Source organism: Streptomyces sp. NPDC002181, assembly GCF_042890485.1.
Classification (GTDB): Bacteria; Actinomycetota; Actinomycetes; order Streptomycetales; family Streptomycetaceae; genus Streptomyces.
Map to the genome: position 1 here is coordinate 21,584 of NZ_JBIASC010000003.1, position 23,007 is coordinate 44,590.

Here is a 23,007-nt window from a genome sequence, read left to right on the forward strand (position 1 = left end):
TTGCTTTCCCCTTGCCTACGACGGAAACGTCGTGCACGGAGGTACGGCCGCGAGCTTGCGTTCGTGCAGGTGGCGCAGGTAGTCGTCGGCCCGGCCGTGGGCGTGGTCCTGGGCGCCGTGGCGGTGGAGGCGGAGTCGGCCGTCGGGCATGACACGGACGGTGGTGGTTGCCCGCCGCACCTGTGGGCCGGTCCGTGAGCGCGGGTGTTCGGAGGCGGGCAGGTCCAGTACGGGCACTGCGGGCGGGAACATCGCGAGAGCCTCGCCGGTGTCGGCGGCGGGTGGGTGGCCGGTGAGGTTGGCGCTGCTGACGTACAGCACCGGGTGGTCGTCCAGCAGGGTGTGCAGCGGTTGCCAGCGGGCACCGAAGAGCAGCATCCATCCGTCCTTGACCGCCGGCCCCAGCCAGGAGGGGAGCGCGGCGTGGGCGTGCACCGGCAGGAGGACGGTGAGGTGTTCCTCGGCCAGCAGGTGGAGTGCCGTCGTGCGGGTCTGCGGGGAGAGGTCCCACAGGCCGGTGAGGGCGTCGAGGGTGTCGTGGTGGTGGGCCCACAGGGCGACGGGCTGGTCAGCGGGCCGGAGTTTGGCCCGGTTCACGGCGGTCGCGCTGGTCGCGGCGACGACGTGCGTGAGGGGTGCGGGGTTGGGGAGTACAACCGCGCTGCCTCGCCGGAGGGCGTGACGGGCCTGGGCCAGGGTGGCCGGTGTGCGGGTCGGGGCGGGGTCGGCGGCGTTCACGGCGCGCTCCCGGCGGTGGTGCCGGTGAGGCCTTCGAGGTAGGCGGCGAAGGAGGTCTCGTCGGTGACGGACTGACCGGTGCGGTAGGAGCGGGTCTTGGCCCAGTCCATGGCGGCGCGTGTCTGGTCCGGATCGAGGCGGTGGCCGAGGCGGGCGGCGACGGCGGTGACGACTCGGGCGCTGGCGAGCTGGGTGAGGACCACGTGCGGCTCGATGCCCAGCACCTCGTGGGGGTCGTAGGGCTGGAACAGCTCGGGGTGGACGAAGGGGGTGCCCGTGGAGATGGTGCCGACACCGGTGCCGACGATCGGGGTGGTGACGCCCAGGGGCGCGCCCGTCTCCTGCGCCACCATGCGTGCGATGCCGGGCAGCCGGGTCAGATCGGGGGAAGTCCACCAAGGTTGCGCATCCTCTCCGAGCAGTTCCTCACCGTGCCGGGCGAGGAGGAAGAGCAGCTGCTCGGTGGCGACCATGCCGGCCCGCTCCGCGATGCCGAGCCAGGAACCGGAGATCACCCGCACCCCGGCGGCCAGCGCCTGAAGGGAGTTGGCCAGGCCGAGCCCGAGGTCGTTGTGGAGGTGGGACGCGAGCACCACCTCCGGGCCGCAAGCCGCCCGGACCCGGGCGAACATGTCGTGGCAGGCGAGGGGGAGTTGGGATCCCACGGTGTCGGCCAGGACGACCAGGCCGGCACCCGCTGCGGTGAGGGCCTGGGAGTGATGGGCCATGAGCGAGGTGTCGGCACGGGAAGCGTCCGCCAGGCAGATGTCCACCGCGACGCGGTCGTCCCGGTCGCGTGCCCGCTTGACCAGGTCCACGGCCGCTTCCAGGGCCTGGGCGGCAGTGCGGTGGACCATCACCCGCGCCATCGCGTCCGAAGCCGGTACCACCACCATCACCCGCGCGTGCCGGCCGCCGCGCACCGAGGCCACGGCCTGCTCCACGTCGCGGTCCACACCTCGGCACACCGCGGCCACGCTCACCGCGCCCTCGGCCTCCACCGAGACCTGCCGTACGGCCTCGAACTCCTCGGCGCACACCGCCGGGAAGCCGGCGGCGAACACCACGTGCCGGGGACCGTCCGCGCCGAAGATCCGCCCCGTCTCACGGGCCAGCCGCACTCGGAACCCCGCCCCCATGAGGGTCTTGGCCTGTGCGCCGTCCCGCGCGGACTCCTCCCAGAACACGACCCGTCCTTCCCGGGCCGACTCCCGCACCGCATCCACCCCGCACCACACCCCTCCGCCCGGCACACCGCCCGTCGAGGAAACGTTCTCCCGGACTCGGACCCGCGGTCGCCCGCGTCCGCCGGGATCACCCGATCGGGCGAACGACCCCGCCCGCCCGGGGTGATCGCCCCGTCGCCGGGATCGCCCCCTCCTGCGCTACGGCACCGTCTGTACACGTACGACACCGGTCGGCCGACCGCCGCCGCACCGTTGACCTCCGTGGCCGGCTTCGGCAAGGCCAACGGCCTCGGTGACCTCGAAGGGGTGTGACCTGCGGCTCCGTCGCCCGGCAGGCGGTTCCGGGGGCCTCCGTGCATGCTGGGAAGAGCCTGGTTCGGAGTCGTCCGGCCGCGCCTTCCTCCACGTCCCGATCCCGTGAGTCGCACGAGGACACACCATGGGCAAAGCAATGCTCCGGCAGATCATCGACTACGCCAGCCGAGCCGATCCGTACCCGCTGTACGAGGAGTTGCGCAGGACCCCGGTGTTCCACGACGCGGACGGGCCGTACGTCGTGAGCACCTACCACGAGATACTCGCCCTGCTGCACGACCCGCGCATCAGCTCCGACCCCCGCAACCTGACACTGCCGTCGAGCGATCCGTTGGCGGAGGACGAAGGAGACGAATCGGCCCTGCCCCCGGTCTTCCTCAAGCTCGATCCGCCGGACCACGACCGGCTGCGACGGATCACGAACCGGCCCTTCGGGCCCCCGCACTCCCCGCGCAGGGTCGACGACATGCGCGGCGAGCTCGACGGCATCGTCGCCGGCCTCATCGACGGCATCGCCGGCTCGGGCTCGCTGGAACGGATCGACCTGGTAGACCAGTTCTCCTACCCGTTCCCGGTGACGGTGATCTGCCGGCTGCTCGGCGTGCCGCACGAGGACGAATCCCGCTTCCACGGCTGGGCCGACACCATCGCCGCGAGCCTGGACCCCGATCCGGACGCCGACCCCGCCGAACCCCACAAGGGCGCGTCCGAAGCGCAGATCGAACTCGGCATGTACCTGGCCGGGCTGATCGAGGAGCGCCGCAAGAACCCGAGCGAGGACATGCTCTCCCAGCTGGCGGCCGTCCACGAGAAGCCGGACGGAGCCATGAGCACGCTGGAGATGGTCAGCACTGCGGCGCTGCTGCTGATCGCGGGCCACGAGACCACGGTCAATCTGATCACGAACGGCATGCTGACCCTCCTGCGTCACCCGGACGTGCTCCGGCGCCTGCGGGAGTCCCCGGACCTGTCGGTGCGGATCGTCGAGGAACTGCTGCGGTACGAACCGCCCGTGCAGATGCTGCCCCGGCGCAGCACGCTCGCCGACATCGACATCGGCGGGGTGAACATCCCCAAAGGCGCCACGGTTTCGCTGATCCTGGCGTCCGGCAACCGTGACCCGAAGCGGTTCGAGAACCCGGACCGCTTCGACCCCGACCGCGGGGACATCCAGCACCTCGGCCTCGGCAGTGGCATCCACAGCTGCTTCGGCGCCCCCCTGGCCCGCTTGGAGGCCCAGGTGGCACTGAGTGAACTGGCCCGGCGGCTGGAGAATCCGCGGCTGCTGGAGGACCCGCCCCCGTACCGCCAGAATGCGGTGCTCCGCGGTCCCCGACACCTGCGGATCGCCTGCGACGGCATCCGCGAGCCCTGAACACCACTCATTCAGGCACGGGAAGGGGTGCGTTGACGACTCCGAACGGTACGTGAACGCTTGGGGTGGCGGGCGCCGTGCCGGTCAGGTGGGCGACCTGGTCGTCGAAGAAGATGTGCGGGTCGAGGGCGCTCATCACGGCGGCCTTGTCGACGCCGCCGAGGAAGAAGGCGTCGTTGACGCGCAGTCCCCACTGCTTGAGGCTGTGCATGGCACGTTCGTGTGCGGGGGCGTCCCGGGCGGTGACCAGGGACACCCGTAGGCGGGGCTGGTAGGCGGGGTTCTTGCGGCGTTCTTCCTCTTCGCGGCGCTGGATGCGGTTGATGCCCGCGAGGAACTCCTTCAAGGGGCCCGGGTCGTGAGGGGTGGCCGCGTTGAGGACTTCGTGCGCGCGGAACCCCTCGATGCCGGCGGTTCGGTAGACCCGCTCCGAGGAGTCGCCCGCCAGTACGCCGTCGAAGTCGAAGGCGATGCGGAGTTCCCGGTCGGTTTCGTCATCGACTCGCTCGGTCTCGAGTACATGTCCCGCCGGCAGGCCGTCGGCCACCGCTTCCCGAACGTCGGAACCGTTGGCCGACAGGAACAGGGACATGTTCAGAGCCGGTATGAAGCGGTGTGGCGACCGGCCCTGCCGGAACACGGCCCGACTGATGTGCAGGCCGTGCGCCGAGATGGAACGCATGACGCGGAGCCCGGTGTCCGGGTCGTTGCGCGACAGGATGATGACCTCGACCAGCGGATCGAGGGGCTCCGCGAGATCGTTCAGCGACAGCAGGCGCCGGACGAAGGGGAAGGCCACCCCTTTGTCCAGGACCTCGTCCACGTGAGCCTCCTGGTACCTCCGGTACGCGTCCTCGCCCTGCTCCCGGAACACCGCGTCGCAGTCGGTGAGGTCGAACAGGGCGCTGGAGGCGATCCCGATGACGACGCGGCCGGACAGGTCGTACTTCATTCCGCCCCCCCGTCGGCACACGTGCAACATCGAGACGGTTATCGCCTGTTCGATGACGCCGAAAACATGTGCGCCACCTGCTCGGCAAGCGATCGAGGGCTACTGGGAGGGCACCGATTCCGGGTATCAGGCGGCGACGAGCTCCTGCTCGCGGTCCGGCGCACCGACCTTGGGCTTCTTGTTCGGCAGTGAGAGCCGGAAGACCTTGTGCCACGCGGAGAACACCTGCTTGGGCAGCGGCCCGGTGACGTACTCCAGCTCGTACTTCTCGAACAGCGCGCGCACCTTCACCGCGACCTCGGCGTACCGGTTGCTCGGCAGGTCCGGGAAGAGGTGGTGCTCGATCTGGTGCGACAGGTTGCCGGTCATGAAGTGCATGGCCCTGCTGCCGCTGATGTTCGCCGAGCCCATCATCTGGCGCAGGTACCACTGGCCGCGCGTCTCGCCCTTGATCGACCGGCGCTCGAAGACCTGCACGCCCTCGGGGAAGTGCCCGCACATGATCACCGAGTGGGACCAGACGTTGCGGACCAGGTTCGCGGTGAACGTGGCGGCGAGCGTGGTGAGGAACGACGGGCCCGACAGCAGCGGGTGGATCACGTAGTCCTTGAGCACCTGCTTGCGGATCTTGCGGCCGACGGCCCTGGCCCGTGCGCGGAACTCCGGGTCCTTGCGGCGGCGCTTGTGCAGGTTCTTGCCGAGCTCCAGATCGTACGCCGCGATGCCGTACTCGAAGAAGCAGGCGTTGATGAAGTTCCACAGCGGCTGGCCGAGGTGGAAGGGGTGCCACTTCTGGTCCTCGTCGACGCGCATGATGCCGTAGCCGAGGTCGTTGTCCTTGCCGATCACGTTGGTGTACGTGTGGTGCAGCTCGTTGTGCGAGTGCCTCCACTGATCGGACGGCGAGACGTGGTCCCACTCCCAGGTGGTGGAATGGATCTTCGGGTCCCGCATCCAGTCCCACTGGCCGTGCAGGATGTTGTGGCCGATCTCCATGTTGTCCATGATCTTCGCCACGGACAGCCCGGCGGTGCCGATCAGCCAAGCGGGCGGGAAGAACGAGAACAGCAGCACGCCCCTGCTGACCAGCTCGAGCTTGCGCTGCGCCGAGATGACCTTCCGGATGTAGGCGGCGTCCTTCTCGCCGCGGCCGGCGATCACCTCATCGCGGATCGCGTCCAGCTCGCGGCCGAGCTCCTCGATCTGCTCCGCGGTCAGGTGGGCGGTGGGGTCGATGGCGGTCAAGGTGCTCCTACCGTTCGATGTCGCAGGGGCCCGCCGCGGCGGACACGCAGGTCTGGATGAGGACGCCCGGCTCGGCCTCGGTGATCTCGCCGGTGCGCAGGTCGCGGACGGCGCCCGCCTTGAGCGGGGTGACGCAGCCGAAGCAGATGCCCATGCGGCACCCGGACGGCATGAGCACGCCTGCCTCCTCGCCGACGTCCAGCAACGGCGTGGCGCCGTCCGCGTCGACGGCCTTGCCGGTGGCGCTGAACGTGACCTCGCCGCCGTCACCAGCGACGACGATGCCGGCGCGGAAGCGTTCGGTGTGCAGCCGCTCCTCGACGCCGTGTTCGCTCCAGAACCCTTCGGCGGCGTCGAGCAGGCCCGCGGGCCCGCAGGCCCAGGTCTCGCGCTCGGCCCAGTCGGGTACCAGTTCGTCGAGACGGGCGATGTCGAGCACGCCGTCCGTGTCGGTGTGCACCTCGGTGAGCCGCAGCTTCTCGTCCGCGACCAGGCCGTGCAGTTCGTTGCGGAAGATCACGTCTTGCGGCCGCGGCGCGCAGTGGACCATGACGACGTCGTCGAACTCGATGTCGCGCAGCATGCCCATCACGGGCGTGATGCCGCTGCCGGCCGTCAGGTAGAGCACCTTGGCGGGCTTGGCCTCCGGCAGTACGAAGTCACCGGTCGGCTGGTCGAGCCGGACCAGCGTGCCCGGTTTCGCCCTGCGGACCAGGTGGTTGCTGACCTTGCCGTCCGGGATCGCCTTCACGGTGATCGTGACGCGGCCGTCCCGGCGGTTCGTCGGCGAGGTGAGGGAGTAGGCGCGCCACAGGCGCCTTCCGTCGACGTCGACCCCGATCCGCACGTACTGACCGGCCGTGTGACCGCGCCAGCCCCTTCCCGGCCTGATCACGATGGTCGCGGCGTCACCCGTCTCGGGGTGCACGGCCTCGATGCGCCCACGCAGGTCGGCGCCCGCACGCAGCGGGCTGACCAGGTCGAGGTAGTCCGACGGCAGCAGCGGCGTCGTGATCATCTCCAGCAGTTTCCACGCCCCACTGCGGAGGGCTGCACTCGTCATGACCCCAGCTTGGTGCGCCTGAAGGCGTAAAGTCCTGACCGCAAGACGTAAATTTGGTCGGCTGAATTGTTCGCAGGGAATAAAACATGAGCCATCCAATCCAGAGGGTTACCGAACTGGTACTGGATCGGACAACGGTCACCGCACTTCGGGCCGCGCTGAAGACCACCGCCGACGAGGTCGTCCAGGCGATCATCGACGAGGTCCCCCCCTACGCCAACGCCCTTTCGGGCCGCATGGGCGTCACCATCCGCCGAGCCGTCCGCACCGCCCTGGGGCACTACCTGGACCTCGCGAGCGGGAACGCCACGGGCGGCGACGCCGGTGACGCGGCCTACGAGCTGGGCCGCGGCGAGGTGCGCGACGGGCGTTCGATGGACGCCCTGCTCAGCGCCTACCGCGTCGGCGCCCGCGTGGCCTGGCGATGCCTGGCAGCGGGTGCCGTACCCGCAGGTCTGCCCGCCGCCGAGGTCGCCAAGTTCGCCGAGCTGACCTTCGCCTACATCGACGGGCTCTCCGCCGCGAGCGCCGCCGGCCACGCCGACGAACTGGCCGCCCGGGGCCGTGACCACGAGCGCCACCTGGAACACCTGGCCCGCGACCTCCTCGCCGGCGCGAGCCCGGAGGTGCTGATGGCCTCTGTTCAACGGGCCGGGTGGCAGCCTCCGGTCTCGCTGACCGCCGTCCTGCTGCCCGCCGCCCAGGCCCGGCCCGCCTACCGCGCGCTCGACCCGGGCACCCTCGTCCTCGACGATCTGCCGGACGCCTTCGGTGTGCTGCTCGTCCCCGACGCCGACCGGTCACGTCTCCTGCGGCAGCTGACCGGCCGCACCGCCGTGGTCGGCCCGGCCCGGCCCTGGACCCGTGCATCCGCCTCGTACGCACGAGCCGCACGCGCGCGCTCCCTCTCCTCGGACATCCGCGACACCGAGGACCACCTGCCCGAGCTGGTGCTGAGCGCCGACGTGGACGCGTTCGCAGATCTGCGGGCCCGAGCCCTCGCACCGTTGAGGACCCTGCCTGTCGCGACCGCACGGCGGCTGGAGGAGACGCTGCGGGCGTGGCTGCTTCACCAGGGCAGGCGGGACGAGGTGGCGGCGGCGTTGTTCGTCCATCCCCAGACCGTCCGGTACCGGATGTCGCAGCTGCGGGAGCTGTTCCCGGATCTCGCATCGCCGCACCGCGTCCTCGAGCTGACGCTGGCGGTCGGTCTTCGGGGCGCCTGACGCGAGCCCGGGTCAGGCGCCCTCCTTCGTGCCCCTAGAAGAAGCCGAGCTTCTTGGGGGAGTAGCTGACCAGGAGGTTCTTCGTCTGCTGGTAGTGCTCCAGCATCATCTTGTGGGTCTCGCGGCCTATGCCCGACTGCTTGTAGCCGCCGAAGGCGGCGTGGGCCGGGTAGGCGTGGTAGCAGTTCGTCCAGACCCGACCCGCCTGGATCGCGCGGCCCGCGCGGTACGCGGTGTTGACGTCGCGGGTCCAGACGCCCGCGCCCAGCCCGTACGCCGTGTCGTTGGCGATCCGTACGGCGTCGTCGAAGTCCTGGAACGAGGTCACGGACACCACCGGGCCGAAGATCTCTTCCTGGAAGATCCGCATCCGGTTGTCCCCCTCGAAGACGGTCGGCTGAACGTAGAAGCCCCCCGCCAAGTCGCCGCCCAGATCCTGCCTCTCGCCCCCCGTCAGGATCTTCGCACCCTCCTGCCGGCCGATCTCCACGTACGACAGGATCTTCCGCAGCTGCTCCTCGGAGGCCTGCGCCCCGATCATCGTGTCCGTGTCCAAGGGGTGCCCCGGCACGATCAGTTCGGTGCGGGCCACGGCCGCGTCGAGGAAGTCCCCGTACCGGCCGCGCTCGATCAGCGCGCGCGAGGGGCTCGTGCACACCTCGCCCTGGTTCAGGGCGAACATGGTGAACCCCTCCAGCGCCTTGTCCCGCAACTCGTCGTCCGTGGCCCAGATGTCGTCGAAGAAGAGGTTGGGGCTCTTGCCGCCGAGTTCCAGGGTGACCGGCTTGAGGTGCTCCGCCGCGTACTGCATGATCAGGCGCCCCGTGGACGTCTCCCCGGTGAAGGCGATCTTGGCCACCCGCGGGCTGGACGCCAGGGGCTTGCCCGCCTCCTCGCCGAAGCCGTTCACGATGTTCACCACGCCGGGCGGCAGCAGGTCCGCCACCAGGCTCAGCCAGTAGTGCACCGATGCCGGAGTCTGCTCGGCCGGCTTCAGCACCACCGTGTTCCCGGCCGCCAGCGCCGGAGCCAGCTTCCACACCGCCATCAGGATCGGGAAGTTCCACGGGATGATCTGCCCGACCACGCCCAGCGGCTCGTGGAAGTGGTAGGCGACGGTGTCGTCGTCGAGCTGGCTCAGCGCCCCCTCCTGGGCGCGCAGCGCACCCGCGAAATAGCGGAACTGGTCGATCGCCAGCGGCAGGTCGGCGGCCAGGGTCTCCCGGACCGGCTTGCCGTTCTCCCAGGTCTCCGCTACCGCCAGGGCCTCCAGGTTCTGCTCCATCCGGTCGGCGATGCGCAGCAGGATCGTGGACCGCTCCGCGACCGGGGTGCGGCCCCAGGCGGGCGCCGCCGCGTGCGCCGCGTCGAGCGCCCGCTCCACGTCCTCGGCCGTGCCGCGCGCGACCTCGGTGAAGACCTGGCCGTTGACGGGGGAGGGGTTGGCGAAGTAGGCGCCGAGGGCCGGCTCCACGTATGCGCCGCCGATGAAGTGGCCGTAGCGGGACGCGTACGACATGAGCGCGCCTTCGGTACCGGGCGCAGCGTAACGGGCCATGGTGTCCTCCCCTTGCCGGGCGCCGGCCGCCGTCGGACAGCGCTCGGGAGGAGGCTAGGAGCGGGCAGGTTGCGGATACGTTGCACGGCGCGGCGGCGCGGCCGGCTCCGCGGCCGGCTCCGCGCGCACGGGCGCGGGTCCGGCGCCGAGTTCCTCGTCGAGGGCCCGTACGCGGGCCAGCGCGGCCGGGCGTCCCTCCGGCGGCAGCGCTCCGGCCAGTGCCCGCCAGGCGGCCGCGTCGTCCGCGCCCCACGGAGCGCACACCCAGTCGGTCAGCAGCCCCACGTCCCCGCGCGCGATCACCGCGGCCCGCGCCTGGTCCTCGATCCGGCGCCGCAGCCGGACGATGCCCGGGGCGGTCGAGCCGGGGAGCAGCGGTCCCGCGTAGTGGTGGAGGGCCGCCGAAACGGCGCCGGCCGCCAGATGGCGGGCCACGACGGTGAAATCCGCCTCCAGCGGCGCCGCCGTACGGTAGGGGCGCGCGAGCGGGGCCCGGTCTCCCAGCAGTCCGCGCAGCCGTGACATTTCGGCGCGCAGGGTCACCGGTGACACCGACTCGTCCTCGTACAGGGCGATCGCCAGCTCCTCGCCCGACAGGCCCGCCGGGTGGTGGGCGAGGAGGGCCATGATCTCGCTGTGCCGTCTGCCCAGGCGGATCGTGGCGCCGCCCCCGCCGGCCAGCAGGGCCTCGTCCCGGCCGAGGGCGCCCAGGGTGTCCCCGGCGGTCGGCGGGACCGGGTCCAGCAGTGCCAGGTGAGCCTCCGCGGCGCTGGCCACCGCCCGGACGAAGGCGAGGGAGTGCGGATGGGCCAGGCCGTCCCCGCCGGTGATGTCCACCGCGCCGAGCAGCCGGCCGGTCCGGGGATCGCGCACCGGAGCCGCCGCGCAGGTCCACGGGTGGACCCGGCGGCTGAAGTGCTCGGCCCCGAAGACCTGGACCGGCTCCCCGACGGCGACCGCCGTACCGGGGGCGTTGGTGCCCATCGCCGTCTCCGCCCAGCGGGCGCCCGGCACGAAGCCGAGCCGCTCGGCCCGTCGCAGCGTGCCCGGCTCGCCCTCCACCCAGAGGAGGCTGCCCCGCGCGTCGCACACCGCCAGCAGATGGGCCCCGTGCGCCGCGAACGCCCCCACGAGGTCCCGGAACACCGGCATCACCCGGGCCAGCGGATGCTGCGCCCGGTACGACCGCAGTTCCGCCTCCGCCAGTTCCACCTCGGGCGCGGATTCCGGGCTGACCCCGGCGCGGCCGCACCGCCGCCAGGACGTGGCGATCACCGCCCGCACCGGATCCTCGACCCGACCGTCCCGTGCGAACGCGGTGTGCGCCCGCCGCAGGACGCGCGTGCGCTCGGCGGGATCGGCCCCGCCCGGCAGTGCCACCGACGGATCGTCCATTCGCCCTCCCGTGGTGCCGCCGTATCCGGAGCGCCCCATCGTGGTGCCGGTGCCTGGCCCCGACAAGGGGCCGCGTCGGCCAAGGTGGCGCCGGACCGCTGCCGGACCGGTACCGGGGGTGGCGGCCCGGTCGCGTTCGGCGATGTTGCCCGGGGGCCGGGAACGCGGGGTCGCGGCGGCGCGTTGTGGGGGTAGTGGACGACGACAGGTGGAGGTGTCCGCAGATGTCGAAGCGCGGCAAAGTCGCGGTTGCCGGAGTCGCGGCAGCCATCGTGTTGTTCTGGACGGTCGGGTTCTGGGCGGGACTGCTGGTCCTGATCGGCGTGCCGGCGGCCGCCTATCTGCTGCTGGACCCCTCCCAGCGGCGTCGTCTGCGGGGCGTGTCCAGGAAGCAGCTGGGCCGCTGAGCCGAGCGCGCGGGCTGCCGGGCGGGTCAGTAGTAGTCGCGCATCAAGGCCGTGGCCCACTCGGGCTGGCGGAGTTCGCCGCGCGGGCCGAATTCGGCCATGTACGGCTTCAGGTCCAGGACCGGGGTGCCGTCCACCGCGTCCAGGCCCGCCACGTGCACGTCCAGGCCGTCCACCTTCAGGATCCGGCAGCGGGAGACCCCCAGCCGGTTCGGCCTGTTCTTGCCGCGCTGGGCGAAGATGCCGACCAGCGGCCAGTCCGGATTGCCCCGGGGATGCCGCGCGCCCGTCTCGATCTTCTCCACCGGAACCCGGTCGAAGTGGTAGACGACCTCCAGGTGTGAGAATTCCGCCAGCCCGAACAGTGACTCCGGGCCGAACAGCCCGGAGTCCAGGCGGATCACGGCCGTCTCCCGCCCCCAGTCGTCGTCGACCGCCTCCGCGCGGCCGCCCACCACCACGGCCACCGGCGCCGATTCCACCAGCACAGCGTCTCCTTCGGTTCGGGCCCGGTTCGGGCCCGGCTCAGGCCGGGCGTACGGCGACGCGGTCCAGGGCCGCGAGCAGCTCCGGCAGTTCCGGCAGGCCGAGATCGGGATCCCCGTCGCGGGGGACCGTGAGGACCTCGCCCGGCTCCTCGTCCAGCAGTACGAACGCCGCGTCGCCGGTCCGCGCCACGAGCGACCACCCGGGGCCGTCCACCCGCAGCGTCCGCACGCCCTCGCCCGCGAACGAGGACCGGACCCGGCCGGGCGGCGGCGCGTCCTGCGCGTACTCCAGGGCCTCCTTGAGCGCCCGCGCGAGCCCGGGGTGCGCCGCGGCGGCCGCCCCGCCGTCCGCCGCGACCCGCTCGCGCCACCCGGTCCACTCCCGGGCGATCTGGTCCGCGCCCATCCGCCGCTGCACCGGCCCCCACACCTCGGCGGACGGCGGTGCCAGCGGCACCCGCCCGGTGCCGTCGGCGCCCTGCTCGGGGTCGTGCGGCTCCGGGACGCCCGGCGCCGCAACCGACAGGGCCAGCGGCCAGCCCGCCAGCGAGACCACGATCGACCGCTCGTCGGGCGACAGGTCGTACTCCATGCCGCAGTCCCAGGAGGCGATCGCCATGGCCACGAGCGAGACGTCGTCCACGACGACCGTCCAGCGCGCGCCCTCCTCGTCCTGGCCGAGCACCAGCCCGTACCCCTGCGCTGCCGGCTTCACGCCCAGCAGCGAGCAGGCCTCCGGGAAATCGTCGCCCAGGATGCTCGGAAACTGCGCGGGGGTCAGCAGCACGGCGGTCAGCACGTAGAGCGAACCGCCCCCCTCCTCGTCCGTCACGTGGCCTCCCGGTCGCTCTCTCGTCGGCGCACCCTAACCAGCGGGTAACCCCTGCGTCGAGAGCAAGCGGCCGTCGATTTCCAAGGCCGCCACCTGCACGTAGAGTTGGCCACTCGCCACAGAAAGGGACACCGGTGCAGCGTTACGACCGGCTGAGGGAGATCCTCCGTCTGGACCCCGACAAGGACTTCCTCGCCATCTACCGGCTCACCGCCACCTACGAGTTCCCCTGGGACATGACCCGAGCCCTGGAGCTCGCCCTCCTGCGCACCTACGCCGTCCCCGGCATCGGCCGCCTGCTCGCCGAGACCGCCGAGTTCACCGACCGCCCGCAGAAGCGCTACGACGACACCTCGCTGCTCCTCGACGCGGTCGTGGAGCACGGGTTCGAGAGCGACACCGCGCGCACCGCGATCCGCCGCGTCAACCAGATGCACCGCGCCTACGACATCACCAACGAGGACATGCGCTACGTCCTGTGCACGTTCGTGGTGATTCCGGCGCGCTGGCTGGACGCCTACGGCTGGCGCCCGCTGACCCACCACGAGCGCCGCGCCGCCGCGAACTACTACGCCGAACTCGGCCGGCAGCTGGGCATCAAGGACATCCCGGGCTCCTACGAGGAGTTCGAGGAGACCCTGAACGCCCACGAGGAGGCCCACTTCGGCTGGGACGAGGGCGGCCGCAAGGTCGCCGATTCCACCCTCTCCCTGATGGCCTCCTGGTACCCGGCGCCGCTGGCCCCCGCGACGCGCGCACTGGCCCTCTCCCTCCTCGACGAGCCGCTGCTGGCCGCCTTCCGCTACGAGAGCCCCCGCCCGCAGGTCAAGCGGCTGTTCCGGGGCGCCCTCAAGCTGCGCGGGCGCGCCGTCCGGCTGCTGCCGCCCCGCAAGGCCCCGCACTACGCCCGGCAGAACCCGGAGATCAAGGGCTACCCCCACGGCTACGACGTGGGCGAGCTCGGCACGTTTCCGGTGCCCGGCTCGGGGGGATGCCCCGTACCCCATCCGCGCCGGCCGGCCGGCGCCGAGGCCCAGCCTCCGGCGTGACCCGGGGCACCTCCTCGCGTTCCGGGGCAGGCGCCGACGTAGGACATGCCCGGGAGGCGGGGCCGGTCAGGCGCGGCGCAGCGCGAGCGCCAGGAAGCGGGCGTCCTCGTCGGAGTACGAGGTCATGTCCCAGCCCGAACCGGCCAGCAGCGGGCCCAGGTTGTGCTCGGCCCGCATGTCGTCCGGCGTCAGCTCGCGGCCCTGCCGCGCCGCCAGGGCCGCCCGCCCGATCGGGTGGAACAGCGCGAGGCGGCCGCCGGGGCGGACGACGCGGGCGAGCTCGCGCAGGTTGGCCTCCGGGTCGGGCAGGTGCGCGATCAGCCCGGCCGCGAACACGGCGTCGAGCACCCCGTCGCGCAGCGGCAGCCGGGCCACGTCCGCGAGGAGGAGCGCGCCCTCGGCGTTCCGTCCGGCCCGCCGTGCGGCCGCCAGCATCTGCGGGGTGAGGTCCGCGCCGAGCACCGTGCCGGCGGGGCCGACGGCGGCGCGCAGCGCGGTCAGCGCCCGCCCGGTGCCGCAGCCCGCGTCGAGGACGCGGTCGCCGGGGCGCAGGCCGAATTCGGCCACGGCCGTCGTGAAGGCGGGCCCGTCCGCCGGGAACTTCCGGTCCCAGTCGGCGGCGCGCGTCCCGAAGAACTCCTGCACGTGCGTGTGGTCTTCGCTCATGTGGACATGATCCCCCACGGGCTCCGTGCGGTGCGTGTGCAAGGTGGCACGTGGCGTGATCGAAGCAGGACGCAGCTTTGTCATATTCCAGCAGTTCCAGCTGCTTTCGAAATGCGCCCCTTGTTCGCGCCCTCACCCGGACTAGCGTCCCGGGGCCATGGGACACCTCGACCACGCGGCCTATGGCTGGCTGACACCCGTACTGTCATATGTGATGGCATGCATCGGCTCCGCCCTCGGGCTGCGCTGCACCGTCTGCGCGCTCGCCGCGACGACCGGATCCTCCCGCCGCAACTGGCTCCTCACCGCGGCCTCCGCCATCGGCACCGGCATCTGGACGATGCACTTCGTCGCGATGCTCGGCTTCAACGTCAACGGCACCGAGATCCACTACAACGTGCCGCTGACCGTGCTCAGCCTCCTCGGAGCCGTGCTCGTCGTCGGCGCCGGGGTGTTCGCCGTCGGTTACGGCAGGGCCCGCGGCCGCGCCCTGTTCCTCGGGGGGCTCACCACCGGCCTCGGCGTCGCCAGCATGCACTACCTCGGAATGGCGGCCCTGCGCCTGCACGGCAGCGTCTCGTACGACCCGCTCATGGTCGGGCTCTCGGTGGCCATCGCGGTCGTCGCGGCCACCGCCGCGCTGTGGGCCGCGCTCAACATCAAGTCCCCGGTCGCCGTGGCCGTCGCCTCGCTCGTCATGGGCGCCGCCGTCAGCAGCATGCACTACACCGGGATGCTGGCCGTCGCGGTCCGGGTCGTCCCCTCGGAACAGGCCCTGCCCGGCGCCACCGCGATGCAGTTCATCTTCCCGCTCGCGGTCGGGCTCGGTTCGTACCTGTTCATCACCTCCGCGTTCGTCGCGCTCTCCCCGACCGCCGACGAGCGCGCCGCCTCCGCGTCGGCCGCCCGGCACCTGGGCCGCGGGCAGGCACCGGCCCCGGCCGTGCCGGCCCGCTGAACCGCCACTCCGTACCGCCCCGCTGGACCGCACCCGGAACGAGGAGCCCATGCGCACACCCCGCAGACCACCGGCAGCGCCGCCACAGCTGCCCGTGCCCCCGGCGCGCGGCCGCCGGGCCCACGCCGGAGCGCCCGCCGAGGAACCGGCGGTGCGGGAGGACGGGCACGCGGAAGACGACCGCCGCCCGGCGACGGCGGGCGGCTCGGACGGCGGGTCCCGCCGGACGGGGCGGCAGCCGAGGCTGCGCCCCGCCTCCGTCCGCGCGAAGGTCCTCTCGCTCCTGATGGTCCCGGTCGTCTCCCTGCTCGCCCTGTGGGGCTTCGCGACCGTCAGCACCGCCCAGGACATCGCCCGGGTCACGCGCGCCCAGCGCGTCGACGAGCAGATACGCACGCCCGTCGCGGCCGCCGTCACCGAGCTCCAGGCAGAACGGCGCGCGGCCGTCCGCTACCTGTCGGACCCGGGCTCCGACCAGGGCGCCGCGCTCGAACAGCAGGCGCGGCGCACCGACGCCGCCGTCCGGCGGCTCCGGCTCGGCGACCGGTACACCGTCGCCGAGTCCGGCGACCACCGCACCGACGTCGTGATCCGTGTCGGGGCCTTCGTGGCCGCGGCGGAGGGGCTCGGAGCCACCCGCAAGGACGTCACGGAGCGGAGGGCGACGCAGGACGCGGCGTACGAGGCCTACGCGGGCGTGGTCGACAGCGCGCTCGCCGTCGACGGCTCCCTCACCGGTGGAACGGGGGCGGAACTGGGTCCCGAGGCCCGCGTCCTGCTGGAGTTCGCCCGGGCCGGGGAACTCCTCTCCCGCGAGGACGCGCTGATCTCCGCGCCCGGCCCGCGCACCGCCGAAACGCTTCGGCGCCTCACCGGCGTCATCGACACCCGCCGCGCCCTCACGGCGGCCGTCGCCGACGACCTGCCCGCCGCCCAGCGGGCGGCCTGGCAGTCCGTCGCGAAGAGCGCCGCCTACGCCGAGCTGACCGCGGCCGAGGACCGGGTGGTAACCGGCGGGGCGGCCGCGGGAACGGCCGCCGGCCCGGCCAAGGACGCGGCCAAGGACGCGATCAAGGAGGCGACCAGGGACGCGCCCAAGGACGCGGCCAAGGAGGCGACCCGCGGCGCCCCCGCCGGCTGGGACGGCGCGTACACGAGCGTCAGCACCTCGATGCGCGAGATCGGCGCCGCCGCCCACGCCGGAGCCGTCGACCGCACCGACCCCCTCGCCCAGGGCATGCTCAGCCCCGCCGGAGCCGCCGTACTGCTGGGCCTCGCCGCCGTCGCCGCGTCCCTCGTCATCTCCGTGCGCATCGGCCGGGCCCTCGTCGTGGAACTCGTCTCGCTGCGCAACACCGCCCTGGAGATCGCCCACCGCAAGCTCCCGCACGCCATGGACCGGCTGCGGGCCGGCCAGGACATCGACGTCGAGGCCGAGACCCCGCCCCCGCCGCCCGCCGACGACGAGATCACCCAGGTCGGCGAGGCCCTGGCCACCGTCCACCGGGCGGCCCTCGGGGCGGCCGTCGAGCGCGCCGAGCTCGCCAGCGGTGTGAGCGGCGTGTTCGTCAACCTCGCCCGCCGCAGCCAGGTCCTGGTGCACAAGCAGCTCACGCTGCTCGACTCGATGGAGCGGCGTGCCGACGACCCCGGCGAACTCGGGGACCTCTTCCGCCTCGACCACCTCACGACCCGCATGCGCCGGCACGCCGAGAGCCTGATCATCCTGTCGGGCGCCGCGCCCGGCCGTGCCTGGCGGATGCCGGTCCCGCTGACCAACGTCGTCCGGGCCGCCGTCTCCGAGATCGAGGACTACCCGCGCGTCGAGGTCCGCCAGCTGGCGGAGGCCGCCGTGCTCGGCGGAGCCGTCGCCGACCTCACGCACCTGCTCGCCGAACTCATCGAGAACGCGGCCCAGTTCTCCCCGCCCCACACCAAGGTCCGCGTCAGCGGCGAGCCCGTCGGCGCCGGATACGTCCTGGAGGTCGAGGACCGCGGGCTCGGCATGGGCCCCGAATCCCTCCGCGAGGCCAACCGGCGCATCGAGCAGTCCGAGGCGCTCGACCTGTTCGACAGCGACCGGCTCGGACTCTTCGTCGTCAGCCGGCTCTCGGCCCGGCACGGGGTGCGGGTGCACCTGCGCACCTCCCCGTACGGCGGCACGACCGCCGTGGTGCTCCTGCCCAACTCCCTTCTCCAGGGCGCCATCGAGACCGGCTCCGGGCCGGCCCCGCATCCGGGCGGGGAGGCGGCGTACGAAGCCCCGGCCCCACCGCGGGAGCCCCGGCAGCCGCAGGAGCCGCGGCAGCCCCGGGGGCCCGCGCCGCAGCCGCCGCCCGCCGTGACCGTCGTACGGGAGGAAGCGCGCCGGTCGGCGGTACGGGAGGAACCGCGCGGCATCACGGCGCCGGAGCGGAGCCCCGTAAGGGCGGAGGAGCCGCGGCCGGCCCCGGTGGCCCCCCTGAGGCCGCGGGTTCCCGGCGGCCCGGCGGTCACCGAACTGCCGCGCCGCGTACGCCAGGCCAGCCTGGTCCCGCAGCTGCGCGAGGCGCCCGCCCCCGAGGACCCGGCCGGGGCGCGCCTGCCCGAGGACCCGCCGGGGCGCAGCCCTGAGCAAGCCCGGGACCGGATGGCGTCGTACCGGGCCGGCTGGATCCGCGGCGCCCAGGAGAGCTCCGCCCACGCAGGCAGCGAAGGAGAAGTGTGATGATCGAGCACCAGAGATTCAATCCCGACGGAATCCGCAGGTCCGGTGAACTGGACTGGCTGCTGGACGATCTGGTGGTCCGGGTCCGCGAGGTCCGGCACGCCGTGGTCCTGTCCAACGACGGCCTGGCGGTGGGCGCGTCCAGCGCGCTCAGCCGGGAGGACGCCGAGCACCTGGCCGCCGTCGCCTCCGGCTTCCACAGTCTCGCGAAGGGCGCGGGCCGGCACTTCCACGCCGGGGGCGTGCGCCAGACGATGGTGGAGATGGACGAGGGGTTCCTCTTCGTCGCGGCCGCCGGGGACGGCTCCTGCCTGGCGGTGCTGAGCGCGGCCAGCGCCGACATCGGGCTGATCGCGTACGAGATGGCCCGGCTCGTGAAGCGGGTCGGGGAGCACCTGTACACCCCGTCCCGGTTCGCGGCGCGGCCGCCGGCCGCGGGCTGATGGCGGCGGTCCGGTCCGTGAACGGCCGGTGGTACGACGCCGACGCGGGTCCGCTCGTCCGTCCGTACGCCATGACGGGCGGGCGTACGAAGCCGGGACCCCACGGGGTCCGGTTCGACCTGATCGCGCTGGTCGTCGTGGACGGCGAAGGCGGGGACGCGGCGGCCGAGTCGCTGCTCGGCCCCGAACACCGGGCGCTGCTCGGGCTCTGCCGGTCCGAGACGCAGTCCGTGGCGGAGCTCGCCGCGGACGCGGATCTTCCGGTGGGCGTGGTGCGGGTGCTGCTCGGGGACCTGTTGGAGGGCGGGCACGTCAGGGTGAGCCGGCCGGTGCCGCCGGCCCGTCTGCCCGACGAGCGGATTCTGCGTGAAGTCATCGAGGGATTGCGAGCGCTGTGATGGGACAACACCAGGACGGACCGGGCGGACCGGATGTGGATCCGGAGGAGGACGGGGAACTGGCCGCGCTCGCGCTGAAGATACTCGTGGCGGGCGGGTTCGGGGTCGGCAAGACGACGCTGGTCGGCGCGGTCAGCGAGATCCGGCCGCTGCGGACGGAGGAACTGCTCAGCGAGGCGGGGGAACTGGTCGATGACACGGGCGGGGTCGCCCAGAAGACGACGACCACCGTGGCCATGGACTTCGGGCGTATCACCATCCGGTCCGGGCTGTCCCTCTATCTGTTCGGGACCCCGGGGCAGGACCGGTTCTGGTTCCTGTGGGACGAGCTGTCGCAGGGCGCGCTGGGCGCCGTGGTGCTCGCCGACACGCGCCGGCTGGAGGACTGCTTTCCGGCGGTGGACTACTTCGAGCACCGCCGCATCCCGTTCGTGGTGGCCGTCAACTGCTTCACGGACGCGCGGCGGTACGGGGCGCACGAAGTGGCGCGGGCCCTGGACCTGGAGTCGGGGACTCCGGTGGTGCTGTGTGACGCGAGGGACAAGGATTCGGGGAAGGAAGTGCTGATCAGACTGGTCGAGTATGCCGGGCGGGTGCACACCGCCCGGCTGCTGGACTCGGTGGAGCCGCAGGCCGATTCCGTGTGAGGGGCGGCCGGGGGCGGGGAGGGGCGGCCGGTGCCCGCGTCAGTGGGTGATGCCGTCGACGGAGGTCACCCTGTCGATGGGGACGCGGACGAGGAGTTCGCCGGGGACGGCGTTGCGGCGGCCGAAGGCCGCGGCGCGCTCCTCACCCATGTAGCGGGCGGCGATGCGCGTCGCCCACGGGAGCATCTCCTCCAGGTCCTCGCCGATCTCGGCGCGCCCCTGGAGGACGACGTAGGAGTACGGCGGACGGTCGTCGTCCACGCAGAGCGCGACGCGTCCGTCGCGCAGCAGGTTGCGCCCCTTCACCGTGCCCTTGCCGGTGTTGAACACGAAGGCGTCGCCGTCGAGAACGAACCAGACGGGCGCGATGTGCGGGCTGCCGTCCTCGCGGACGGTGGACAGCTTGCCGGTACGGGTCCCGTGCGAGACGAATGCCCGCCATTCCTCTTGAGTCATCTTCTTCGCCATGGGGACATCCTCCTTGCCCGAAAGGGCCTGGTGGGGAAGGCTGGCGGCATTTACTACGAGGGGTGGGGCGCGGCCACGCCGGCGGCGTCAACGGGGAGGGGCTCGACATGGCACTGGACAAGCAGCTCGATTGGCTGCTCGACGACCTGACGCGCAGGGTCCAGCAGGTCAGGCATGCGGTGGTGCTGTCCAACGACGGCCTGGTGACGGGCGCGAGCGCGGGACTGGTCCGCGAGGACGCGGAGCATCTGGCGGCGGTGGCGGCGGGGTTGCAGAGCCTGGCGAAGGGGTCGGGCCGGCATTTCCGGGCGGGCGAGGTGCGGCAGACGATGGTCGAGTACGACGACGGCGCCCTCTTCGTGATGGCGGCGGGCGCGGGGAGCTCGCTGTGCGTGCTCAGTGCCGCCGAGGCCGACATCGGCCAGGTCGCGTACGAGATGACGCTGCTGGTCAACCGGGTGGGGGAGCACCTGGGAGTGGCGGAGCGGAGGATCACCGGGGGCTGAGACCGTCCGGATGCTCGGGAGTTCGGAAGTTATCCACAGGCCTCGCGGGGTGTCGTAGCACCGAGTTACGGTCTTCACACAGAGTAATCGTCTCGTGTGGGGGAGGACCGTCATGGACGTGGCGACGCAGGTCTTGTCGGAGGTGCGGGGGCAGGTTCTGCCGGTGATCAGGGTGGCCGGGCCCCCGGCCGCAGGGGCGGAGCCGCTGCCGGATGCGGCGGTGGGCGGGGCCCGGGCGGCCGGGGAACTGGAGCTGACCCGGCCCGAGTTCGCCCGTGCCGTCCAGCTCGGCATCGTACGGGCCGGGCCGCCGGCGCCGGGAGGGGCGGTTCGGTACGCGCGGGCCGAGCTGGAGCGGATCCGTTCGGCCGACGGGTTCCCGGAGGCGCTGCGCGAGCGGGTCGAGACCGTGGCCGGAGCGGAGGCCGCCGGGGCGGTGCTGGGCGTCAGCCCGGGCCGGTTCACCCGGCTCGCGCGGTGCGGGCACGTCACCCCCGTCGGCTACCGGATCAACCGCTACCGGGTGGTGGTGTGGCTCTACCTGGCCGCGGAGCTCAGGGAGTTCGCCGACCGGGAGCCGGGGATGCTGCGCGGCGGCGCGCCCCCGGCCGACCGGGAGCTCCTCGCGGCCAAGGCGGATCTACGCCCGCGGAAGTGGCGAGGGCGGCATGTCGGCCTGCTGCTGAGACGAACCGCGGACCCCTGGGAGCGCGCCGCCGTACTCGCCTCCGTGCTTCCCGAGGAGGAGCTGCGGCAGGCGGTGCCCGATCCGGAGGAGCGGATCGTGCTGGCCGCCCTCGCCCCGCCCCCGCCGTACGGGCACCCGCAGATCCCGGCCGCGGCGGCGGTGGCGCTGCGGTTGCTGCGGGCGGAGCCGGCGGACGAGGTCCACTGGTACCGCACCAGCCTGGACTTCGCGCTGACCGGAGCGCGCGGTCAGTCGAAGTCGACGGGGGAGAGGGGGCCGACGTAGACCCAGGCCCCGGCCTCCCGGCCGAAGGCGCTGTGCTCGTGCAGGGAACCGGTGTGGCGGCCCTCGCGGTAGTGCGCCCGGAACTCCACCGACCCCTCCGTATCGAACATCCCGCCGCGCTCGGTGGCGAGGATCTCCAGGCGCTCCCAGCGCTGGCCGGGATCGAGGTCGAGCCGGCCGGGCCGGGTGTCCGGGTGCCAGGAGCGCAGCAGGTAGGCGGTGTCGCCGAGGGCGAACGCGCTGAACCGGGAGCGCATCAGCAGCTCGGCGCTGGGCGCCTGGCGCGCACCGGAGTGGAAGCGGCCGCAGCACTCCGGGTACGCGGCGAGCAGCCCGCAGGGGCAGGGGAGGGCCGGGGTGGGCATGGGTGCGCTCAGCTCTTCGTGGACGGGATCGACAGATCGACTACGGGACCGGCGAGTTCTGCGTACGGCCGGAGGGGGGGGCTACTGCGGTGACACGGGCGGCTTGGCCGCGTTCTCGGCGTACGGGCGGAACAGGCCTTCCTGGACCACGGAGACCAGCAGCCTGCCCTCCACGTCGTAGATGCGGCCACGGGCGAGACCCCGGCCGCCGTGCGCGATGGGCGACTCCTGGTCGTACAGGAACCACTCGTCCGCGCGGAACGGCCGGTGGAACCACATGGCGTGGTCCAGCGAGGCCATGTCGAACCCGCGCATGCCCCACAGGGGCTCCACGGGGATGCGCACGGCGTCGAGGAGGGTCATGTCACTGGCGTAGGTGAGGGCACAGGTGTGCACCAGCGGGTCGTCCCCCAGTGGTCCGACGGCGCGCATCCACACCGCACTGCGCGGATCGGCGTCCTTGAGCTCCTCGGGAGTCCAGCGGAGCCGGTCCGTGTACCGGATGTCGAACGGCTGGCGGCGGGCCATCCGCTCCAGCGCCTCGGGCAGCGCGCCCAAGTGCTCGCGGATCTCGTCCGCGACCTTCGGGAGCGTTTCCGGGTGGGGGAAGTCGAGTCGGGGAGGCAGCTGGTGCTCGATGCTGCCCTCCTCCGGATGATGGAAGGAGGCGGTGAGATTGAAGATCGTCTTGCCCTGCTGGACCGCGGTGACGCGGCGCGTGGTGAAGGACCGCCCGTCGCGCACCCGCTCCACCTGGTACACGATCGGCACCCCGGGGATGCCGGGGCGCAGGAAGTACGCGTGCAGCGAGTGGACGGGGCGGTCGCTCTCGGTGGTGCGGCCGGCGGCCACCAGGGCCTGGCCGGCGACCTGCCCGCCGAAGACCCGCTGGAGGGATTCCTGCGGGCTGGCGCCGCGGAAGATGTTGACCTCGATCTGCTCCAGGTCGAGCAGATCGACGAGTCTCTCGGCGGGATTCGTCATCAGAGGTTCTCCACTGTCGGGTCCGGCGGTTCCGGCGGGGCCGGCTGCCGCTCGGGCGGGTC

At 72.6% G+C, this 23,007-nt stretch carries 24 protein-coding genes; 11 read left to right on the forward strand and 13 right to left on the reverse strand.

All coding sequences use genetic code 11. The features are described from left to right. Window positions 1-15 precede the first annotated feature (15 nt). Together ACFYXV_RS09495 and ACFYXV_RS09500 are read right to left on the reverse strand one after the other, a co-directional pair. Window positions 16-738, reverse strand: coding sequence for a Sua5/YciO/YrdC/YwlC family protein (locus tag ACFYXV_RS09495; RefSeq protein ID WP_385468388.1), 723 nt, complete (start codon window positions 736-738; stop codon window positions 16-18). Continuing rightward, window positions 735-1,925: a 2-isopropylmalate synthase gene (locus tag ACFYXV_RS09500; protein WP_389382492.1), complete on the reverse strand. Its 1,191-nt coding sequence runs from the start codon at window positions 1,923-1,925 to the stop codon at window positions 735-737. The genes ACFYXV_RS09495 and ACFYXV_RS09500 overlap by 4 nt, the downstream gene beginning before the upstream one ends. 439 nt (window positions 1,926-2,364) lie before the next feature. On the opposite strand from ACFYXV_RS09500, the gene ACFYXV_RS09505 reads away from it, so the two are divergent. Further along, window positions 2,365-3,615, forward strand: coding sequence for a cytochrome P450 (locus ACFYXV_RS09505; RefSeq protein WP_389382494.1), 1,251 nt, complete (start codon window positions 2,365-2,367; stop codon window positions 3,613-3,615). 7 nt (window positions 3,616-3,622) lie between these two features. Here ACFYXV_RS09505 and ACFYXV_RS09510 read toward each other — a convergent pair whose 3' ends face one another. The 3 genes from ACFYXV_RS09510 to ACFYXV_RS09520 form a co-directional block, all read right to left on the reverse strand. Continuing rightward, window positions 3,623-4,567 (reverse strand): 5'-nucleotidase, encoded by a 945-nt coding sequence (locus tag ACFYXV_RS09510; protein ID WP_389382495.1) that lies wholly within the window; start codon window positions 4,565-4,567, stop codon window positions 3,623-3,625. A gap of 126 nt (window positions 4,568-4,693) precedes the next feature. After that, window positions 4,694-5,812 carry a fatty acid desaturase family protein gene (locus ACFYXV_RS09515; protein ID WP_385468377.1) on the reverse strand — a complete coding sequence of 373 codons (1,119 nt, stop codon included), beginning with the start codon at window positions 5,810-5,812 and terminating at the stop codon, window positions 4,694-4,696. 7 nt (window positions 5,813-5,819) lie between these two features. Beyond that, window positions 5,820-6,875 carry a ferredoxin reductase gene (locus ACFYXV_RS09520; protein ID WP_385468374.1) on the reverse strand — a complete coding sequence of 352 codons (1,056 nt, stop codon included), beginning with the start codon at window positions 6,873-6,875 and terminating at the stop codon, window positions 5,820-5,822. 86 nt (window positions 6,876-6,961) lie between these two features. Here ACFYXV_RS09520 and ACFYXV_RS09525 point away from each other — a divergent pair, with 86 nt between their 5' ends. After that, window positions 6,962-8,101, forward strand: a complete 1,140-nt coding sequence (locus ACFYXV_RS09525) for a helix-turn-helix domain-containing protein (protein ID WP_385468371.1) — start codon at window positions 6,962-6,964, stop codon at window positions 8,099-8,101. Window positions 8,102-8,135: 34 nt separating this feature from the next. On the opposite strand, the gene ACFYXV_RS09530 is transcribed toward ACFYXV_RS09525, so the two are convergent. After that, window positions 8,136-9,659, reverse strand: a complete 1,524-nt coding sequence (locus tag ACFYXV_RS09530) for an aldehyde dehydrogenase family protein (protein ID WP_385468368.1) — start codon at window positions 9,657-9,659, stop codon at window positions 8,136-8,138. A gap of 54 nt (window positions 9,660-9,713) precedes the next feature. Continuing rightward, window positions 9,714-11,054 carry a GAF domain-containing protein gene (locus tag ACFYXV_RS09535; protein ID WP_389382496.1) on the reverse strand — a complete coding sequence of 447 codons (1,341 nt, stop codon included), beginning with the start codon at window positions 11,052-11,054 and terminating at the stop codon, window positions 9,714-9,716. Between the two features lie 224 nt (window positions 11,055-11,278). Between ACFYXV_RS09535 and ACFYXV_RS09540 the strand changes: the two genes are divergently transcribed. Further along, on the forward strand, window positions 11,279-11,461 hold the full coding sequence (locus tag ACFYXV_RS09540; protein WP_030860521.1) for a hypothetical protein: 183 nt from the start codon (window positions 11,279-11,281) through the stop codon (window positions 11,459-11,461). A gap of 26 nt (window positions 11,462-11,487) precedes the next feature. Here ACFYXV_RS09540 and ACFYXV_RS09545 read toward each other — a convergent pair whose 3' ends face one another. Both ACFYXV_RS09545 and ACFYXV_RS09550 read right to left on the reverse strand, forming a co-directional pair. Next, entirely contained in the window at window positions 11,488-11,943 is a 456-nt protein-coding gene (locus ACFYXV_RS09545; RefSeq protein WP_389382828.1) for an SAM-dependent methyltransferase, read from the reverse strand. A 43-nt stretch (window positions 11,944-11,986) separates the two neighbouring features. Continuing rightward, complete coding sequence (locus ACFYXV_RS09550) at window positions 11,987-12,781, reverse strand: hypothetical protein (RefSeq protein ID WP_389382497.1); 795 nt, start codon at window positions 12,779-12,781, stop codon at window positions 11,987-11,989. Window positions 12,782-12,915: 134 nt separating this feature from the next. On the opposite strand from ACFYXV_RS09550, the gene ACFYXV_RS09555 reads away from it, so the two are divergent. Further along, a complete protein-coding gene (locus tag ACFYXV_RS09555; protein ID WP_389382499.1) occupies window positions 12,916-13,830 on the forward strand; it encodes an oxygenase MpaB family protein in 915 nt (304 codons plus the stop codon). Window positions 13,831-13,896: 66 nt separating this feature from the next. Here the strand turns inward: ACFYXV_RS09555 and ACFYXV_RS09560 are convergent, their stop codons facing one another. Continuing rightward, entirely contained in the window at window positions 13,897-14,496 is a 600-nt protein-coding gene (locus tag ACFYXV_RS09560; protein ID WP_389382501.1) for a class I SAM-dependent methyltransferase, read from the reverse strand. A 157-nt stretch (window positions 14,497-14,653) separates the two neighbouring features. On the opposite strand from ACFYXV_RS09560, the gene ACFYXV_RS09565 reads away from it, so the two are divergent. Genes ACFYXV_RS09565 through ACFYXV_RS09585 form a run of 5 tightly spaced genes read left to right on the forward strand, consistent with a single transcriptional unit; the run spans window position 14,654 to window position 19,649 of the window. After that, window positions 14,654-15,454 carry an MHYT domain-containing protein gene (locus tag ACFYXV_RS09565; RefSeq protein ID WP_385468353.1) on the forward strand — a complete coding sequence of 267 codons (801 nt, stop codon included), beginning with the start codon at window positions 14,654-14,656 and terminating at the stop codon, window positions 15,452-15,454. A gap of 49 nt (window positions 15,455-15,503) precedes the next feature. Beyond that, window positions 15,504-18,161 (forward strand): nitrate- and nitrite sensing domain-containing protein, encoded by a 2,658-nt coding sequence (locus ACFYXV_RS09570; RefSeq protein WP_389382502.1) that lies wholly within the window; start codon window positions 15,504-15,506, stop codon window positions 18,159-18,161. Further along, window positions 18,161-18,604 carry a roadblock/LC7 domain-containing protein gene (locus ACFYXV_RS09575; protein WP_099894014.1) on the forward strand — a complete coding sequence of 148 codons (444 nt, stop codon included), beginning with the start codon at window positions 18,161-18,163 and terminating at the stop codon, window positions 18,602-18,604. Before ACFYXV_RS09570 ends, ACFYXV_RS09575 begins: the two co-directional genes overlap by 1 nt. Next, window positions 18,604-19,002, forward strand: coding sequence for a DUF742 domain-containing protein (locus ACFYXV_RS09580; RefSeq protein WP_383346457.1), 399 nt, complete (start codon window positions 18,604-18,606; stop codon window positions 19,000-19,002). Before ACFYXV_RS09575 ends, ACFYXV_RS09580 begins: the two co-directional genes overlap by 1 nt. Next, the gene (locus tag ACFYXV_RS09585) at window positions 19,002-19,649 is read left to right on the forward strand and encodes an ATP/GTP-binding protein (RefSeq protein WP_385468345.1); all 648 of its coding nucleotides are present in this window, start codon (window positions 19,002-19,004) and stop codon (window positions 19,647-19,649) included. Before ACFYXV_RS09580 ends, ACFYXV_RS09585 begins: the two co-directional genes overlap by 1 nt. Window positions 19,650-19,688: 39 nt before the next feature. Here ACFYXV_RS09585 and ACFYXV_RS09590 read toward each other — a convergent pair whose 3' ends face one another. Further along, entirely contained in the window at window positions 19,689-20,117 is a 429-nt protein-coding gene (locus tag ACFYXV_RS09590; RefSeq protein WP_385468342.1) for a PPOX class F420-dependent oxidoreductase, read from the reverse strand. A gap of 107 nt (window positions 20,118-20,224) precedes the next feature. Here ACFYXV_RS09590 and ACFYXV_RS09595 point away from each other — a divergent pair, with 107 nt between their 5' ends. Together ACFYXV_RS09595 and ACFYXV_RS09600 are read left to right on the forward strand one after the other, a co-directional pair. Next, entirely contained in the window at window positions 20,225-20,623 is a 399-nt protein-coding gene (locus tag ACFYXV_RS09595) for a roadblock/LC7 domain-containing protein (protein ID WP_048475176.1), read from the forward strand. A gap of 112 nt (window positions 20,624-20,735) precedes the next feature. Next, entirely contained in the window at window positions 20,736-21,596 is an 861-nt protein-coding gene (locus ACFYXV_RS09600) for a DUF6397 family protein (RefSeq protein ID WP_389382503.1), read from the forward strand. On the opposite strand, the gene ACFYXV_RS09605 is transcribed toward ACFYXV_RS09600, so the two are convergent. Both ACFYXV_RS09605 and ACFYXV_RS09610 read right to left on the reverse strand, forming a co-directional pair. After that, entirely contained in the window at window positions 21,560-21,961 is a 402-nt protein-coding gene (locus ACFYXV_RS09605) for a YchJ family protein (RefSeq protein ID WP_389382504.1), read from the reverse strand. The genes ACFYXV_RS09600 and ACFYXV_RS09605 overlap by 37 nt on opposite strands. Before the next feature lie 81 nt (window positions 21,962-22,042). After that, on the reverse strand, window positions 22,043-22,945 hold the full coding sequence (locus ACFYXV_RS09610) for an acyl-CoA thioesterase (protein WP_389382505.1): 903 nt from the start codon (window positions 22,943-22,945) through the stop codon (window positions 22,043-22,045). Between the last annotated feature and the right edge of the window lie 62 nt (window positions 22,946-23,007).

Coding starts and splice junctions, on each gene's coding strand:
- ACFYXV_RS09505 (WP_389382494.1), top strand. CDS start 2,365: ATGGGCAAAGCAATGCTCCGGCAGATCATCGACTACGCCAGCCGAGCC.
- ACFYXV_RS09510 (WP_389382495.1), bottom strand. CDS start 4,567: ATGAAGTACGACCTGTCCGGCCGCGTCGTCATCGGGATCGCCTCCAGC.
- ACFYXV_RS09520 (WP_385468374.1), bottom strand. CDS start 6,875: ATGACGAGTGCAGCCCTCCGCAGTGGGGCGTGGAAACTGCTGGAGATG.
- ACFYXV_RS09525 (WP_385468371.1), top strand. CDS start 6,962: ATGAGCCATCCAATCCAGAGGGTTACCGAACTGGTACTGGATCGGACA.
- ACFYXV_RS09530 (WP_385468368.1), bottom strand. CDS start 9,659: ATGGCCCGTTACGCTGCGCCCGGTACCGAAGGCGCGCTCATGTCGTAC.
- ACFYXV_RS09535 (WP_389382496.1), bottom strand. CDS start 11,054: ATGGACGATCCGTCGGTGGCACTGCCGGGCGGGGCCGATCCCGCCGAG.
- ACFYXV_RS09540 (WP_030860521.1), top strand. CDS start 11,279: ATGTCGAAGCGCGGCAAAGTCGCGGTTGCCGGAGTCGCGGCAGCCATC.
- ACFYXV_RS09560 (WP_389382501.1), bottom strand. CDS start 14,496: ATGAGCGAAGACCACACGCACGTGCAGGAGTTCTTCGGGACGCGCGCC.
- ACFYXV_RS09565 (WP_385468353.1), top strand. CDS start 14,654: ATGGGACACCTCGACCACGCGGCCTATGGCTGGCTGACACCCGTACTG.
- ACFYXV_RS09570 (WP_389382502.1), top strand. CDS start 15,504: ATGCGCACACCCCGCAGACCACCGGCAGCGCCGCCACAGCTGCCCGTG.
- ACFYXV_RS09575 (WP_099894014.1), top strand. CDS start 18,161: ATGATCGAGCACCAGAGATTCAATCCCGACGGAATCCGCAGGTCCGGT.
- ACFYXV_RS09580 (WP_383346457.1), top strand. CDS start 18,604: ATGGCGGCGGTCCGGTCCGTGAACGGCCGGTGGTACGACGCCGACGCG.
- ACFYXV_RS09585 (WP_385468345.1), top strand. CDS start 19,002: ATGGGACAACACCAGGACGGACCGGGCGGACCGGATGTGGATCCGGAG.
- ACFYXV_RS09590 (WP_385468342.1), bottom strand. CDS start 20,117: ATGGCGAAGAAGATGACTCAAGAGGAATGGCGGGCATTCGTCTCGCAC.
- ACFYXV_RS09595 (WP_048475176.1), top strand. CDS start 20,225: ATGGCACTGGACAAGCAGCTCGATTGGCTGCTCGACGACCTGACGCGC.
- ACFYXV_RS09600 (WP_389382503.1), top strand. CDS start 20,736: ATGGACGTGGCGACGCAGGTCTTGTCGGAGGTGCGGGGGCAGGTTCTG.
- ACFYXV_RS09605 (WP_389382504.1), bottom strand. CDS start 21,961: ATGCCCACCCCGGCCCTCCCCTGCCCCTGCGGGCTGCTCGCCGCGTAC.
- ACFYXV_RS09610 (WP_389382505.1), bottom strand. CDS start 22,945: ATGACGAATCCCGCCGAGAGACTCGTCGATCTGCTCGACCTGGAGCAG.